Source organism: Legionella yabuuchiae (genome assembly GCF_900640115.1).
In the GTDB taxonomy this organism is placed as follows: Bacteria; Pseudomonadota; Gammaproteobacteria; order Legionellales; family Legionellaceae; genus Legionella_A; species Legionella_A yabuuchiae.
Genome location: NZ_CAAAIW010000012.1, coordinates 17867 through 31414 on the forward strand (window position 1 = coordinate 17867; position 13548 = coordinate 31414).

The following is a 13548-nucleotide window of genomic DNA, read 5'->3' on the forward strand; positions in this document are numbered from 1 at the left end:
TGTGAAATTGCTAACGCTTGAGTATTTTTCGGGCGATGGCTCCATTGTATTTAATGAGAAGCGGAGCAAATCCAAAAGAAATCAGCAATGCCCCAAGCACAACTTGTCCATAAGACATTGGTAATAATCGGTTATCCAATGCAAGCGCTAAGATGGCGAACCCGAATTCACCCCCTTCAGCAAGAATGATTCCAGAGCGAAGTGACGTTTCACGATCATAGCCTGAAGCTTGGCTTAACAGGATAATTAAAATAGATTTGCCAAACATCATGGCAAATAAGGTAATCGCTATCCAGAACCAGGTATCCCCCCAAGTTGCAATATTCGCAAGCATCCCAATTGAGACAAAAAACAAACCGAGCAATAGATCCCGAAATGGTCGCACTTCTTCTTGAATCTGAGATCGAAACTCCGTTTCTCCCAGCATAATTCCACTTAAAAAAGCGCCTAAGGCGTAAGTCATTCCCAACTGTTCAGTAATCCAAGCTGAACCCAGCGCGACAAACAAGGCTGCTAAAGTAAACAGTTCGGTGGCATTGATGGTTTTAATGCGATGAAATAATGGCTGCAAAAGCCAACGCCCAATGGCAAGAATAAGAACAATCGCCAATAATCCTCGGAAAAACGACCAGATTAACGTTTCCAAAAGAGGTTGATGATTAATTCCACTTAAACTTGAAATAATCACAAGAATGGGAATAAACGCTAAATCTTGAAACAATAAAACTCCGATCGTATTAATTCCATAGGTTGTGTATGCCTCGGCTTGGTCAGTCAGTTGTTTAACAACCAAAGCGGTCGATGACATGGCAACTACAAAACCAATCACTAAGGACTCAACAAATTGCATGTTGAAGCAAAAACCGATGAACACAGTAATCGCAATCGAAGCGATCACTTGCATGCCTCCCAATACAAAAACGGGATACCGCAACTGGATAAGACGAGTCAACGAAAACTCAAGACCTATTGTAAACATCAGCAACACGACCCCAAACTCGGCTAACTGCTGAATAGCATGAATGTCGGTAACTAAGCCCAATCCATGAGGGCCTACGCCGATACCTGCAATTAGATAGCCTAGAATAATAGGGAGTTTAAACGCTTGAAAAACAAGATTTACCGCAAGGACCATTAAAATAATTAAGAGAGTGGTTTCCAGTCCAATCTGTCCCATGTAAGTCCCTGCATTTCACCGGTATATCGAATTAGTATAACCTTCTTATATACCCAATCAACTTCAAAATGCGATATTTTAGGCGAAAAATAGATTGCTTAAAAAGCGCATTTTGAAGTTGATTGGGTATAGATGCTAGAAATTACTCCTTAATCGCAGTTGAATTTAAACGAACTAGTTCGGGTCTTACTTCCTTAAGCTGATTTTGTTCATCAACAAACACGACCGTCGGTTTAAAGGAGTAGCATGACTCATCCACCAACTGGATGAACGAGGCAATGATGATGATATCGCCAGGTGTTACAAGATGAGCGGCAGCCCCATTTACACAAACGTCCAATGATTGAGCTGGCCCCTCAATGGTGTATGTCTCAAATCGTGTTCCAGCCGTTACGTTCCAAACGTTGACGGCCTCGTTGGGTAAAATATTTGCAGCAACAAGCAATTCTGGCGCAAGCGTAATGCTGCCTTCATAATCTAGGCAAGCCTCCGTCACGGTAGCGCGATGAATTTTAGATTTTAACATTTTTCTATAAATCATAATTATCTCGGGTGGCTAGGGAATACCCCAAGCAAGGTTGAACACATCTATCGGGCAATTTTATGTTTATCAGGCAATTAATTCAACAAAGAGGGATTATGAGCAGCAACTCCTGTTCAAGTCTTTGCCAGAAACTAAAATTATGAAGTTGTGATTAGGTTAAGAAGCGCTTTTCTGTTTTATTTCTGCTTTTTCAAACAGCTTATAAAACGCATCAGCCTCTAGTGGTTCTGAAAAAAAACTGCCAAGTCCATATGTACAACCAAGTTTTTGAAGTTCTTGCTTAATCGCCTCGTTATCAATGCCATCAGCAATGACCTTTAATTCCATGGCTCCTGCCAGTTTTATAATCGCTTGTACAATGCTGTTCTTACGATCATCCGCTAACATTGCTGCCGTAAATGCTTTATTGATTTTGATTTCTGTTATGGGGAAATTCGTCAAGTACACAAATGAAGCATAACCGCTACCAAAATCACTGATTGAAATTTTAATGCCAATCTCGTTTAGACGATTTAAAACAGGAATGGTGTGCGTTTGATCGCTTAAGCAAGCTTGTTCGGTGAGTTCTATCCGCAAATACTCTGCAGGAACATTTTTTTCAGCCAAAAGTTTTTGCAACACATCGGGTAAATCCGGATCAATTGCTTCATACAAATAGACCCTAGTGAATAATTTTTTACCGGACTTATGCCAATTCTCTAACTGGCTTACCACATTTTTTAAAGTATAAAATGTTAAGCCTTGCACCACCCACGATCCATTTACAAGGGACATGATCTCTTCGGGACTCATGATGCCATATTTTTCGTTATCGAATTTAATAACGGATTCTGAGCCGATAATTTTACCGGTTTTTAATTCTACGACGGGCTTATATAAAACATCAAATTCTTCATTATCAATTGCAGACTTTAATCCCTTTAGAATCACTTGGCGGGTTTTAAAGTTTTTATCTAATCCCTGTTCGTAAAGCGCATAATTTTTTCGTTCTTTTTCAGCAGAGAGCAACGCTAAGCTTGCATGTTGAATTAAATCTTTTTCATCGTCACCATGGCCTGGATAGATAGCGACCCCGGCAGTTGTTCTAATATCAATTGGATTTCCATCAATGATAAAGCTCGTGGATGTTTCTACAATGATATTTTGAATGATTTGATCTAGGTTATGATCTTTTCTTAAGCGAGGAATCAAGATGGCAAATTCTGCGCCTTGTAAGCGCGCAACCATGTTCATCCCCATGTACGCCTGCAGCATATAAGGCTCTAACAATAAGGACTTTAGCTTCTCAGCAAACTGCACCAGCAAACTATTTGCGCTGTAATTTCCTATGCTGTAATTAATACCTCTGAATTGATCAATGGTTAATATGATCAAGACCAGCTCTTCGCCTTTTTTATTCTGTTCAATCCCTTGAGCGAGTCTTTTCACCAACAAACGATTATTTGGAAGGTTGGTTAAACTATCATGATTGCTTTCGTAGTGTAGTTTTGATGCCAAATCATCGCTTTTATGCGCGTATTCTCGTGTTTGATCTTCAATGATCGTTTCTGCGGTGCTTGCCAATTGATAACAAAATGATTGTCCCCAATAGGCGAACATAAAAGGGCTTAAATCCAAAGCCCATAAAGCAGGATTTGAGGCTTGGGCTTCAATAATTCCCGAAAGTGAAATTGTGCCAGTCATCTGGTAAGAGACAAGACACGTTGCAAATATTATACTCCCAATCGCAATGGATAATCCCAAGATGGTGTATTTATTCACTTGTCCTTTTAAAACGGAGGAACGCAGTACAAGTCGCTGTTTTATGCCCATTTCTAACCGTTCAGTTATGCGATTATTATTAATTTTAATCGGCTATTTTTTAATAAACTTTAATGTTAACTATAGACGAATAAATTCGTTTGCGGGCAATAATTGTTTTTTTTTGGAAAATGTTCAGAACTACGCTGACTTCAAAATGGAAGCAATACGCTGATGCAATTTAGTCATTCCCTCATGTGAAAATGATGCAATGTTTACTGTTCGTAAACATTGCATCATCTCATACAAGCGGCAATATTATTTATGAACGTATTTCAACTTCTTCTGCTTGTGGACCCTTTTGTCCTCTAGCGGCTTTGAATAATACTTTGTCGCCTTCACGTAATGTTTTAAACCCATCGGTTAAAATTGCGCTGAAATGAACGAAATAATCCTTACCTTCGCTTTCGATAAACCCAAACCCTTTACTCTCATTGAACCATTTAACAGTTCCTTGGACCTTCTCAGACATTTTATTTGACACTCCTTAATCTTAATTGCCAAAAGTCATCTGACTGACGACTTTACATTCATTTTTATCTAGTGGATTTTATTCTGTCAATAGGATAGGTTCTTTTTTTCAGGGGCTGAGCAAGAAATGTTTCTCACTCAGTAAGAAAAATAACTCGTCTTTTACAAGGATTCGTCGGTGCTACGATAGTCACAGCCTTCATGAGGGCAAATCACCTGGCGACCTGAACGTTTGGTTTCTTTGATGGTCAAAATAGGCCAACTGCATTGTGGGCAGGGCTTATTAATAGGCTCATTCCATAATGCATAATCGCATTTAGGATAATTGCCACAAGAATAAAATATTTTTCCTTTACGAGATTTACGCTGCAGAATAGACGCATCATGACATTTAGGACATTCAACACCAGTATCAGATGGTTTTTCTAAAGGCTCGATGTGTCGGCAGTTAGGATAATTACTGCATCCAATAAAACGCCCAAACTTACCTGTTTTGATGATAAGGTCGCCGCCGCATTCTGGGCATTTGCGATTTTCGACCACTTCTGGTTCAGTTTTTGAAGCCGATTGTTGACTTAAATCCTGAGTATAATCGCATTCAGGATAAGCCGTACATCCAATAAATCGGCCACGCTTTCCAAGTCTTATGGCCAACGCGCTGCTGCACTTGGGGCAGGTTTCATCGATCACTTCCGTCGTGACATCTTTGCGTTGTACCTGTTCATCAATGGAATGGATTTGATCAATAAAAGGCTGCCAGAATTCGCGTAACACTGGTATCCAGTCTTTTTCACCTCGGGCGATCGCATCCAGCGTATCTTCTAAATGTGCTGTAAATGTATAATCAACATAACGTGTGAAGTAGTTCGTTAAAAAGTGGCTTACAATACGCCCAACGTCTGTAGGATAAAAACGTTTTTTTTCGACCACGACGTATTCACGCTGCTGCAAGGTATGGATAATGGATGCATACGTGGACGGGCGCCCAATATCAAATTCTTCTAACGCTTTAACTAAAGAGGCCTCAGAATATCTCGGCGGTGGCTCAGTAAAATGTTGATTAGCCAAAATATCCAACAACGACACCTTGTCACCCACTTCAAAAGCAGGCAGAACGGTCGTTCCAGGCTCTTCTTCTTTAGACTCATCTTTAGCGTCGTCTTTCCCTTCGTCATAAACGCTTAAAAATCCTGGAAAAACAACGGTTGATCCACTGGCGCGAAACACATTTCCTTCACCACAAGCCAAATCCACGGACACGGTATCCAGGATTGCTTCTGCCATTTGACAGGCCACCGTTCTTTTCCATATTAACTGATACAGTTTTAATTGATCAGGCGTGAGTGCGTCCTTAACCATCGTTGGAGTACGTTTAATTGATGTTGGACGAATCGCCTCATGGGCTTCTTGTGCATTTTTGGATTTAGTCTTGAACACACGGGGACTCTTTGGACAATAAGAGTCGCCATACTGTTGGTTAATATAGGCTCGAATTTCTTCAATTGCTTCAGCGGCAAGATTGACCGAATCCGTACGCATGTAGGTGATTAGACCAACCGTGCCCGTCCCAATATCAATTCCTTCATAAAGCTGCTGAGCTATCATCATGGTTTTACGAGCTGTGAAGCCTAACTTTCTAGCCGCTTCCTGTTGCATGGTTGAGGTTATGAATGGGGCATAAGGATTTCGCTTGCGCTGTTTTTTATCAATATTCTTGACTAGAAGAACGCCATTAGCTTCTTTAAGTAATTCGCTTTTTACGTTTTGAGCTTTATTTTCTTCAGTAATTGAGAACTGTTGAATCTTTTCATCGTTAAATTGGATTAAACGAGCTTCAAAATTTGTCGAATCATGTGTGCACTTAGCTAAGATGCGCCAATATTCTTTCGGCTCAAAACGCTCAATTTCTTCTTCACGTTCAACAATTAATCTCAATGCAGGGCTTTGCACTCTCCCGGCTGATAAACCTCTTCTAACTTTTTTCCAGAGCAGCGGTGATAAGTTAAACCCCACTAAATAATCTAATGCTCGTCTCGCCTGTTGAGCATTAACTAAATCCATGGAAATTGTACGTGGGTGAGCGATGGCATCTTGAATCGCGGATTTAGTAATTTCATTAAAAAATATTCGATGTACTGGCTTATCTTTTAACAAATTACGATCATTCATTAACTCATAAACGTGCCATGAAATAGCTTCACCTTCGCGATCAGGGTCAGTTGCCAGCAAGAGAGCGTCTGCTTTTTTGAGCGCTTTCGCAATGAGTTCGATATGACGTGTATTCTTCTCAATAGGGCTATAAGTCATTTCAAAATCATGTTCAGGATCAACTGAGCCCTTACGAGCCGGAAGGTCACGCACATGACCATAGGAAGCTAACACATCATAGTCTTTACCCAAATACTTTTGGATGGTTTTGGCTTTAGCGGGTGATTCTACAATCACAAGATTCTTAGTCATGCAATATTAAACCTGTCCTGTGTTCTGATTAGTGAACGGTATACTCATTTTCTTTTTGATAGAGCACGAGGTCAAGAAATGCAAGTTGATCAGGATTGAGTAGGTCAGCCAGTACATTTCGAACCGTCCATTTCGTTTCTTCCAGGGTCACAATCCGCGAGTCAGAAAATATCAACTGATTTATAACCAATTCCATCGTATCCGGATGAATAACATCCCAAACCAGCATACGCATTAAAAATTGATAGCTCGCTTTGGTGAATTTCATTTGCTCATGATAGGTAAACACCCTCAAAGAAGTATATTTTGGGGATTGGAAAATTTCTGCTTTAATCGTTTCTGAAGAAAGTTCAGACTGAGAACTCAGACTACTTTGTGAGGCATTGTTATCTGATTCATTTTTAGGGGATGCGCTTTCTTTGATTTCTGACAAGGTTTTTTCAAATAAGCTCAGTAACATTTCAAACAAGCTATCTTTCATAGTGTACCCCTCATGTAGCCACCGGGAACTGCTTTTACAATTCCCTTAATTTCTAAATCAGCCAATTCACAGGCCACTTGCTCAACGCTATAGCCGCTGCGAGCACTGATTTGATCGATCGTGGTCACTTCAAATCCAATGCACTTTACTAGGTTTTCATTCTTGGATGCAAGCGCAATTGAATTATGGTTACTAATTGGCTGTGTTATCGCCAAATTTAATTCCATCAAAACATCCTCAGTGGAAGTCACTAATGTTGCACCTTGCTGCAAGAGATGATGACACCCTCTAGCTTGTGGATTATGGATTGAGCCAGGTATCGCGAATACATCACGATTTTGCTCTAATGCCATGCGTGCTGTTATCAACGATCCGCTTTTTATTGCCGCCTCAACAACCAAGGTGGCTAATGACAAACCACTTATTATACGATTTCTACGGGGGAAATGTCCAGGAATAGGTGACGTTCCCAAAGGAAACTCGGTTAAAAGAAGACCTTTATGGATAATTTGTTCGGCTAAGTGCTGATGCCTGCTGGGATATATTTTATCAATACCTGTTGCCATCGCAGCGATTGTCCGACCACTGGCTTGTAAAGCACCTTGATGGGCTTGAGCATCAATGCCTAAGGCTAGCCCACTAACAATAACGAGCGCTTGTTTTGCCAGCGCCAAAGCAAAACAACGTGCCGTTTCCGCGCCAGTGATGGTGGGTTTGCGACTACCAACCATAGCAACGGCAGGTAGAGTTAACGCAGTCAGATCTCCACGCGCGTAAAGAACCGGCGGGGGGTCATAAGTCTCGCGTAATAACATTGGATAATAATCATCCTCCCATGTGAGAATATGATTTAGCGGATCTTCTTCCCACTGGAGGTCGCTTTCAATGTGATGGAGATCAAAGGACGCGATCGCATGAGCAAGAGAAGCGCTAAGCCCTACTTGCTCCAGTTCATTTGCGCGAATATTAAACAACTCTTCAAGATTTTGCCAGCGATTTAACAGCTTCATAACGGTACGCGGGCCAATCTGTGGGATGCGATTTAAAGCCAAAAAATAGTGTTTATTCATGGGTTGGTAACAACATCCATTGGTCGGACCGCTCGGGTAGAGCGCACCACCAAAGCAAAACTAGTACACGAGAAAGTTCGAAAGACCATCACTTCTCCAAGACGCTCCGGAGGGAGTTCCACACAATTTGGCGGACATTTAGGGTTTGGCACCACTCTTGCAGGACTATATACTCCTAGAACATCACCCTCCTGTAATCCCGCGTTTTTGCCACGATTTAAAACCACGACTAAGCCCACCGCACCTTGCGTATAGTCTCCAGGAAGATCAATAACCATTCCTTTGACCGAAACATCAGGCGCTTTAGGTTCGAATGAGATATCAAAGCCAGGGTAGTTATTTGGCATGACGCGATCCATTTTTTCAACCCCTTGCCTGATCTCTGTCAGCAGAACCACCGCAGGATCACCCCCTTGAACGAGCTCACCATAACCCACCAAAATCGCTTTATACCCTAGAAATTCCTTGGTTTTGGGATCCTCATAGCCTCCGCAAGGGCGATAAATACCATAAGTAAACGCCGCGCCTGGAGGCGGAGGAGAGGGACAAAGATCTTTAACGTATACCTCATCTCCTTGTGCGCCTAACAAATGCTCTTTCGTAAATGCAACAATGTAAGGGGCATTAGAAAGACTGTCTTTATCTAACACCAAAGACCCATCCAAGAACGGGCGAATCTCACTTAAGGGAATCGGGGGAATTGCTTCTTCAAGTGGCATAGGTCTCATATAGGGCGACAACTTAATGGTCCCATTGGAGAGTACTTTTAGATAAGGGTTTTGTTGGTAGTAACTAAGCTCCAAAACAGCGCCAGGATACAGGCGATTTGGATTTTTAATCGTTGGATTGGCATGCCATAACGACTTCCATTCCCAAGGATGATCCAGGTAACGGCTGGCTATGTCCCAAAGCGTATCTCCCGGTTGTACCACATAACGGGTTGGCGCTTCAGCCAAGAGAGCAACAGCATGCACAGTCATGGACACTAAGAAGCAAAGTAAAAACATCATGTATCGCATGAACTAATCCTTGTTAGTCATTAGGTTGTATAGTGTCGTAGCTTAGGGAAGTTCGAAGAAAATCGAGGAATTCAAACCACAAATTCCCGAATTCGACTACGCCCTCATCCAGGCTACAAAAAATATAATCTTCAATCTCGTGGCCTTATCGTTATGAGTCAGGATGAATTGACGACTTACCCTAGTATTAGGGATAATACCATGCTTAACGATATTTGAAACAGATTTGATATGACCATTCGTAAGATTATATACCTCCCTGACCCAAGATTACGACAAGTCTCGGTGAATGTGGAATCATTCGATGATGAACTACAAACCTTAATCGATGATATGTTTGAAACCATGTATGATGCTAATGGTGTTGGGCTTGCTGCGCCTCAAATTGGCATTAATCTAAGATTGTCGGTCATTGATGTTATTGGGGATAAATCCCAGCAAATTGTCATTATTAACCCCGAAATTATCAGCAAAGAAGGGGAGCTAGAGTATCAGGAAGGTTGTTTATCTGTTCCTGGCACCTATGATACAGTTGTTCGAGCTGAAAAAGTTAAGGTCAAAGCCTTGGATCGCTTTGGCAAACCCTTTGAAATCGAAGCGCAGGGGCTTTTGGGGGAATGCCTACAGCATGAAATTGACCATTTAAACGGCATACTCTACATTGATTTGTTGTCTCCTTTAAAACGTGCGCTCGCCAGAAAAAAACTTGAGAAATTTAAACGACAGAAGTCTCGTTCATGAAACCATTGAAGATTGTATTTGCAGGAACACCTGAGTTTGCCTTACCAAGCCTTAAATCGATTCAAGAATCGGTTCATCATTTAATGGCAGTGTATACTCAACCTGACCGCCCTGCTGGCCGCGGCCGGAAACTTCAAGCTTCTCCCGTTAAAGCATGGGCCTTAGAACATAACCTTCCAATTGTTCAACCCCTCAATTTTAAACATCAGGGCGATGTTGAAGCGCTTCGAGTCCTAAAACCCGATGTCATGGTCGTGATTGCTTATGGCTTATTATTACCCACTTCTGTGTTGGAAATTCCTCGCTTAGGATGCATTAACGTTCATGCCTCATTACTGCCCAAATGGCGCGGGGCTTCCCCTATTCAACAAGCCATATTACATGGCGATGATGAAACTGGGGTTACCATTATGCAAATGGATAAAGGCATGGATACTGGCGACATGCTCACTACCGCACGATGCCCTATCTCACAAGACGAAACCGCACAAGAATTGCATGATAAGCTTGCCAATCTTGCCGTTGCCCCCTTATTAAAAACACTGGATCAATTAGCAGAAGGAACGAGCCACGCCACCCCTCAAACCCATGAAACTGCCACCTATGCCCCCAAAATAAAAAAGGAAGACGCACTGATTAATTGGCAGGAATCTGCCGAAGCCATTGATCGAAAAATCCGCGCATTTAATCCTTGGCCGGTGGCGTATACGCATGCTGAAGAGGCTGTTTTACGCATTCATCAAGCACAGATTATTTCAGAAAATAGCCAACTTGCCCCTGGAACAATCTTAAACCTTGATAAAAAAGGGATTTTGGTTGAAACGGGTGAGCACCGATTATTGATCACGCGCATCCAATTTCCGGGCGGGCGGGCTATGAGTGTATCGGAATGGCTTAATGCAAGACGCGGTGATATAAACGTCGGTCTGGTTTTAAAATGAAGAAAAATGAACGGTTACAAGCCTTACGTATTCTAACAAAACTGCTGCAAGAAAAAGTCTCGCTCTCAAGCTCTCTCCAACAGCCAGATCTTACTCCCCTAACCAAAGAGCTATGCTTCGGGGTATGTCGACAATATTTAAAACTAGAATGCTTGGCGGATGCGTTAATCCCAAAACGTCCGAAATCCTTAGAAGTTTGGCTGGCTTTATTAATAGGCATTTATCAGCTTCATTTTTTAAGAATTCCAGACTATGCCGTAGTAAAAGAAACGGTGGCTTTAATGGATTTTATTAAAAAATCCTGGGCAAAAGGCTTGTTAAACGCGGTATTGCGTCGTTTTTGTCAGCAACACAGTCATCTAATTGCTGAATGCGCATCTAATCCAGTTTTTAAGTATAATCATCCTGATTGGTTTATCACACGGATGCAACAGAGTTGGCCAGGCCACTGGGAAGCTATACTGGCTGCAAACGATACACACCCACCCATGAGTCTTCGAGTTAACCAACGACTTAATACCCGTAAGCATTATCTCACTCGTTTAGCCGATTCAAATTTCGAAGCTAAGCCACTAGCCTATTCCTCCTCAGGCATAGAACTAAAGTCCCCAGTTAATGTTCATGAGTTGCCCGGATTTAGTCAAGGCGATGTCTCGGTGCAAGACCAAGCCGCTCAATTAGCCGCTTTTGAACTTGATTTAAAACCAGGGTTGCGCGTGCTAGACGCATGTGCTGCCCCGGGTGGTAAAACGTGTCATATTCTTGAAGAAGAACCACAACTCTTAGAGTGCGTGGCATTAGATATTGAAGCCAAACGACTTAAGCGCGTTGAAGAAAATCTTGCCCGGCTAGGGCTTAAAGCCGTGGTAACATCAGGTGATGTGTTAAAGCCTTCTACCTGGTGGGATGGTCGGAAGTTCGATCGCATTTTGCTTGATGCGCCCTGTTCTGCCACAGGAGTTATTCGTCGCCATCCTGATATTAAGTTGTTGCGCACCCCAGAAGAAGTCCTTTCGGTTGTTCTTCTTCAAAGAGAAATGCTTCATTCCCTATGGCCATTATTAGCTCCAGGCGGACTTCTTCTGTATGCCACGTGCTCTGTTATCCCAGAAGAAAATGAACTCCAAATGGCTGAGTTTGCAAAATCGAATTCGGATTGTACGATTAATCAAGAACCAAAACCCTGGGGTAGAATCATTCGCTATGGCTGGCAGATTTTACCTGGGGATGACAACATGGATGGATTCTATTATTGTGCCCTTAGGAAATCATAAATTCGCAAAGAGTACGCTATGACACTAAATTGGCCGCTAATCATTTTGTTAGTTGTACTTTGTCTACCTGGAATTTACATAGCCATCCCGCGTTTGATTCATTTTTTCCTTAAGGATAACTCAGACGAATTAAAAAAACGCATCAGCCGCCTTGCTATGGGGCAGACCTTGCTGATGGTGTTTATTATGAGTTTAGCAGGCAGCCTTCTGTCAAAAGCCTCCCCCTTTGATGCTCCGATGTTATCCCCTCTTTTAAAAGGTGAACCTCTAAGATTAAATATTCAGAATAGTTTACTGCCGGTGTTTGGGATAACTATTAGTGGATTGACTGTTTTTTTAGGATTGTATTATGGTGTGTTTAATCGCTTCCTAGACAAACATAATCAAGCCGTAATGACTTCCTTACGAGGTATTATAGGCCTTGATGGGTGTGTGCTTTATAGTGGCGTGGTTGATGAAGTCATTGCACGCTGGGGGTTAATGAATGTTACGGCATTTTTCGGTGTTCTGTTCATCGGCCACTATAGCAATGCCATTATTTGGACCGCGATTATCGCCAGTGGCGTTATATTCTCGCTTGGACAGCTTCCAATGTATCTCGCTGCAGGTTGTATAGCGAGCCGTTCCTTTCTTTACACTCTTGTGAGTTTAAACGTCTGGCAATCCATCGTGTTTGGATTAATCTTTTGGCAATATGGAATAGTTATGGCTATTTTGGCGCATATGATTTTTTATATTGGCTGGTGGCAATATGATAAACCAAGCGCTCAGGTTAACGTATGACCATCCAATTTAGAAGGTTACCGATAGAACAGCTTCATCGCGGGAAATACCAGCCGCGGGAATCCTTCGAGCCGGAGAGCCTTAATGAATTGGCTGCCTCCATCAAATCCCAAGGGCTTATTGAGCCGCTGATTGTTCGCGAGAAGGCTCCCGATTGGTTTGAAATTATTGCCGGTGAGCGACGATGGCGAGCGGCACAACTTGTAGGCTTAGCAGAACTCCCCTGTCTCATTGGAAATTATACTGAAGAACAAACCGCTGCTGTGACGCTCATTGAGAATATCCAACGCCAAGATTTAAACGGTCTGGAAGAGGCTTCGGGGTACCAACGGTTAATCAATGACTTTCACTTTCGACAAGAAGAAGTCGCCACGTTAGTTGGAAAATCCCGCAGTCATATTGCCAACTGTTTACGGCTATTGACCTTATGCCCAGAGGTTCAAACACTAATTCGACAAAATAAACTTTCCCAAGGTCATGCCCGTATGCTGGTTGGCTTATCGCCTATAGCGCAAATTCAACTGGCCGGAAAGATTAATCAGAGCGGCTGGTCGGTTCGACAGATTGAAAAAGAAGTCCGCAGCATCAAAACGAATTCCGCTTCAAAGAATACTTCTGGTCCTTCTAGCGATATAAAGCACTTAAGTAATCACCTCGCAGAACAGTTTGGCGCACCCGTCGAAATATCAACCGATCCCGAACAAGGTGGATGGCTCAAAATAAAATTTTATGATAATGATACGCTTGCAGGTCTTCTGGAAAAATTAGGGATGAGCTATGATTAGCA

The 13548-nt window shown here is 42.2% G+C and carries 13 protein-coding genes; 5 read left to right on the forward strand and 8 right to left on the reverse strand.

Features of this window, described 5'->3' with window-relative positions:
• Positions 1–10: 10 nt before the first annotated feature.
• From E1O47_RS06075 to E1O47_RS06110, 8 genes are all read right to left on the reverse strand, one after another.
• Positions 11–1177, reverse strand: coding sequence for a cation:proton antiporter domain-containing protein (locus E1O47_RS06075; protein ID WP_133130370.1), 1167 nt, complete (start codon positions 1175–1177; stop codon positions 11–13).
• Positions 1178–1319: 142 nt separating this feature from the next.
• Complete coding sequence (gene panD, locus E1O47_RS06080) at positions 1320–1718, reverse strand: aspartate 1-decarboxylase (protein ID WP_133130371.1); 399 nt, start codon at positions 1716–1718, stop codon at positions 1320–1322.
• Between the two features lie 159 nt (positions 1719–1877).
• Complete coding sequence (locus tag E1O47_RS06085; RefSeq protein ID WP_133130372.1) at positions 1878–3533, reverse strand: putative bifunctional diguanylate cyclase/phosphodiesterase; 1656 nt, start codon at positions 3531–3533, stop codon at positions 1878–1880.
• 250 nt (positions 3534–3783) lie between these two features.
• On the reverse strand, positions 3784–3993 hold the full coding sequence (locus tag E1O47_RS06090) for a cold-shock protein (protein ID WP_133130373.1): 210 nt from the start codon (positions 3991–3993) through the stop codon (positions 3784–3786).
• Positions 3994–4154: 161 nt separating this feature from the next.
• Positions 4155–6452, reverse strand: coding sequence for a type I DNA topoisomerase (gene topA / locus E1O47_RS06095; RefSeq protein ID WP_133130374.1), 2298 nt, complete (start codon positions 6450–6452; stop codon positions 4155–4157).
• Positions 6453–6480: 28 nt separating this feature from the next.
• On the reverse strand, positions 6481–6933 hold the full coding sequence (locus E1O47_RS06100) for a DUF494 family protein (protein WP_133130375.1): 453 nt from the start codon (positions 6931–6933) through the stop codon (positions 6481–6483).
• Positions 6930–8003 carry a DNA-processing protein DprA gene (dprA, locus tag E1O47_RS06105; protein ID WP_133130376.1) on the reverse strand — a complete coding sequence of 358 codons (1074 nt, stop codon included), beginning with the start codon at positions 8001–8003 and terminating at the stop codon, positions 6930–6932. The genes E1O47_RS06100 and dprA overlap by 4 nt, the downstream gene beginning before the upstream one ends.
• Positions 8000–9022, reverse strand: coding sequence for a LysM peptidoglycan-binding domain-containing protein (locus E1O47_RS06110; RefSeq protein ID WP_133130377.1), 1023 nt, complete (start codon positions 9020–9022; stop codon positions 8000–8002). The genes dprA and E1O47_RS06110 overlap by 4 nt, the downstream gene beginning before the upstream one ends.
• Positions 9023–9253: 231 nt before the next feature.
• Between E1O47_RS06110 and def the strand changes: the two genes are divergently transcribed.
• From def to E1O47_RS06135, 5 genes are read left to right on the forward strand one after another with little or no spacing between them, the layout of a single operon-like run.
• Complete coding sequence (gene def, locus E1O47_RS06115; protein WP_133130378.1) at positions 9254–9763, forward strand: peptide deformylase; 510 nt, start codon at positions 9254–9256, stop codon at positions 9761–9763.
• A complete protein-coding gene (gene fmt, locus E1O47_RS06120) occupies positions 9760–10704 on the forward strand; it encodes a methionyl-tRNA formyltransferase (protein ID WP_133130379.1) in 945 nt (314 codons plus the stop codon). Before def ends, fmt begins: the two co-directional genes overlap by 4 nt.
• On the forward strand, positions 10701–11978 hold the full coding sequence (gene rsmB / locus E1O47_RS06125; protein WP_133130380.1) for a 16S rRNA (cytosine(967)-C(5))-methyltransferase RsmB: 1278 nt from the start codon (positions 10701–10703) through the stop codon (positions 11976–11978). The genes fmt and rsmB overlap by 4 nt, the downstream gene beginning before the upstream one ends.
• An 18-nt stretch (positions 11979–11996) precedes the next feature.
• The gene (locus E1O47_RS06130) at positions 11997–12761 is read left to right on the forward strand and encodes a CPBP family intramembrane metalloprotease (protein WP_133130381.1); all 765 of its coding nucleotides are present in this window, start codon (positions 11997–11999) and stop codon (positions 12759–12761) included.
• A complete protein-coding gene (locus E1O47_RS06135; protein WP_133130382.1) occupies positions 12758–13546 on the forward strand; it encodes a ParB/RepB/Spo0J family partition protein in 789 nt (262 codons plus the stop codon). Before E1O47_RS06130 ends, E1O47_RS06135 begins: the two co-directional genes overlap by 4 nt.
• The last annotated feature ends 2 nt before the right edge of the window (positions 13547–13548 follow it).